Below are 2706 nucleotides of genomic sequence, written 5' to 3' on the forward strand. Positions count from 1 at the left end.
TTGGATTTCATCAACTTGCAGTACGGCAAAGTTGATTCCGAGATTGAAGAGGTCGAAAGCCGGTTCGGTGTAAAAATTCATCAAATAAAAGGCCTCGATGTTTACAACGATATCGATGATCTGTTGGCTCTGATCAACGCATGCGACCTGGTAATTACGACCAGTAACGTGACAGCACATCTTGCCGGATCTATTGGAAAAAAAGGCTGCGTGGTAGTTCCGTTTTCAAATGGAAGATTCTGGTACTGGCATCTAGATGATGTCTATAGTTTTTGGTACCCAAGCCTCAGAGTTTTTTACCAGAGCGATAGACACAACTGGTCTGCTACCATTTCCTGTGTGCAGAGATGGCTTGAACGGGCTCTCTAATGGAAACAATAGATATTGTGGTCGGATTTGATCAGCGAGAAGCGGTGGTCTATCACGTTTTTTGTCAGTCCATCCTTGAGCAGACCAGTAGACCGGTGAGGTTTCTCCCTCTTGTGCAAGGCTCTCTGTCGGGGTATCGAGAAAGCCATTCTGATGGCAGTAATGCATTCACGTATTCACGATTTCTATGCCCCCATTTGATGCAATACAATGGGTATGTCATCTACGCTGATGGGGATATGGTTTGTAACGCGGACATTGCCGAACTCTGGGATTTACGCGATCCAAGTAAAGCAGTTCAGGTAGTAAAACATGATTACCTTACCAAAGCGAACAAAAAATACTTTGGCAGAAGAAATGAGGACTATCCCAGGAAAAATTGGTCCAGCGTCGTAATTTGGAACTGTCGGCATCCCAAGAATAGGCTACTAACGACAAAGTTCATCGAAGGCAAAACTGGATCGTTTTTGCACCAGTTTCAATGGTTAGAAGATACCGAGATTGGGGACCTTCCAAAGGAATGGAACTGGCTTGCGACCGAATACCAGGTTAATTCAAAGGCGAAACTCATTCACTTCACTCTTGGGTCCCCATGCTTTCATGAATACAGGGATTCTGAAATGGCAGAGGCTTGGCATTCTGCATTTGATCGTACGACCCAGGGAATGGATAGATAGCGAAGTCGCCTTTCCTGCTCTTTTCTCACACACTTGTGGGCATCCTCACCCTCTCAGGCCGCGAACATGAACACCTGAGAGTTTTCGGCCTCAATCGCTCACGTCGGACTCCAACTTTTAGGCTCTGATCTGCCCGGTTTCTTAGGACCAAACATAAGTTAAGAAAATAGCTCCCGTGCACGAGCGAGGAGCTGGGTCTTACTTCGGGGTCTGAGCGCCGACGGTCAGGCGCCGCATGTGACGGCGATGGCCATGGTAGTCGTTGACCGCAGTGTGCTGCGTGCAGCGGTTGTCCCAGACTGTGAGCGTGCCGGGCGCCCAGCGCACGCGGCAGGTGAACTCCGGCCGCACCTGGTGTGCCTGCAGGAAGTCGATCAGCGGCCGACTCTCCTCCTCGGTCAGGCCCTTGAGGCGGATGGTATGGCTGCGCGAGAGGTAGAGCGCCTTGCATCCGGTTTCCGGATGCGTGCGCGCGACGGGGTGCTCGGCTTCGTACTGCGCCGCGGTGTCGGTGTCGTGCACCTTCATGCCGGAGATGCCCCTGTGCAGGTCGCTGCGGCCGCCGCTGTGCTTGAGCCCCGCGCTGTTGATGCCCACCATGCCGTCGAGCAACTTGCGCATGCCTTCGGACAACGCTTCGTAGGCGGCGCGCGTATTGGCAAACAGCGTGTCGCCGCCGTACGCCGGAGTCTCCACGGCGTAGAGCAAGGTGGCGAGCGGGGGCTGCTGCAGGTAGGTGGTGTCCGAATGCCAGTTGCCGCCGAAATTGACCTTCTCCGCCTCCTCCTTCACCACCTCGAAGATGAACGGAAAGCCGTCCATGCCGGTGACGAACGGGTAGTGGCACGGCGGGCCGAATCGCACACCGATCCTCATCTGGTCCGCAGGCTCGATGCCCTGGTCGCGGAACACCAGCACCGAGTACTCTGTGAAGGCGCGCCGGATCTCGGCCCATGCAGCCTCGTCCTCGAGCGACTTCAGCGTCACGCCGCCCACCTGGGCGCCGAGCGCGCCCGCGAGCGGCGAAACGGTCAGGGTCCGGTAGGGGTTCTGGGGTGCGCTCATGGATACTTCCATCTTATTATTACGCAATGGCTGGGACGGCAAACAGGCGAATCGCGATCGTGGGCGCGGGAGCGCTGGGCGGCTACGTCGGCGGCTGGCTGGCGCAGCTCGGGCAGGACATCACCTTCATCGACCCTTGGCCGCAAAACGTCGAGACCATCCGCGCCAAGGGCCTGGAGCTGGACGGCATGACCCCGGCCGAGCGCTGCGTCGTGACCAAGGCGAAGATCCTGCACCTCAGCGAGCTGCAGGGGAACCGGCGGCTGTTCGACGTCGCGATGGTGGCGATGAAGTCCTACGACACCGCCTGGGCTACACAGCTGGTCGCGCCGCACCTGGCTCCCGGGGGCTACGTGGTGTCGCTGCAGAACTGCCTGAACGAGGAGACCATCGCCGGTATCGTTGGCTGGGGCCGCACCGTAGGCGTGATCGCCTCGTTGATCTCGGTGGACCTCTACGAGGCCGGCTGCATCCGCAGGACGGTGTCCAAGGGCGGCGACCAGCACACGGTGTTCCGCATCGGCGAGCCGCACGGGCGGGTCTCCAGGCGCGTAGAGGAAATGGTGGAGTGGTTCAGCGGCATCGACAGCGCGAA

The 2706-nt window shown here is 57.3% G+C and carries 3 protein-coding genes; 2 read left to right on the top strand and 1 reads right to left on the bottom strand.

Annotated elements, in window-relative coordinates; translation table 11 throughout:
- Positions 1-368: 368 nt before the first annotated feature.
- Complete coding sequence (locus FJ248_08715) at positions 369-1046, top strand: glycosyltransferase (GenBank protein ID MBM4120958.1); 678 nt, start codon at positions 369-371, stop codon at positions 1044-1046.
- Between the two features lie 198 nt (positions 1047-1244).
- Here FJ248_08715 and FJ248_08720 read toward each other — a convergent pair whose 3' ends face one another.
- Positions 1245-2111: a TauD/TfdA family dioxygenase gene (locus tag FJ248_08720; GenBank protein MBM4120959.1), complete on the bottom strand. Its 867-nt coding sequence runs from the start codon at positions 2109-2111 to the stop codon at positions 1245-1247.
- Here FJ248_08720 and FJ248_08725 point away from each other — a divergent pair.
- On the top strand, positions 2000-2706 hold a 707-nt coding region (locus FJ248_08725), incomplete at its 3' end, for a hypothetical protein (protein MBM4120960.1). The genes FJ248_08720 and FJ248_08725 overlap by 112 nt on opposite strands.

It is taken from the genome of Nitrospira sp. (assembly GCA_016873435.1).
Lineage (GTDB): Bacteria > Nitrospirota > Nitrospiria > Nitrospirales > Nitrospiraceae > VGXF01.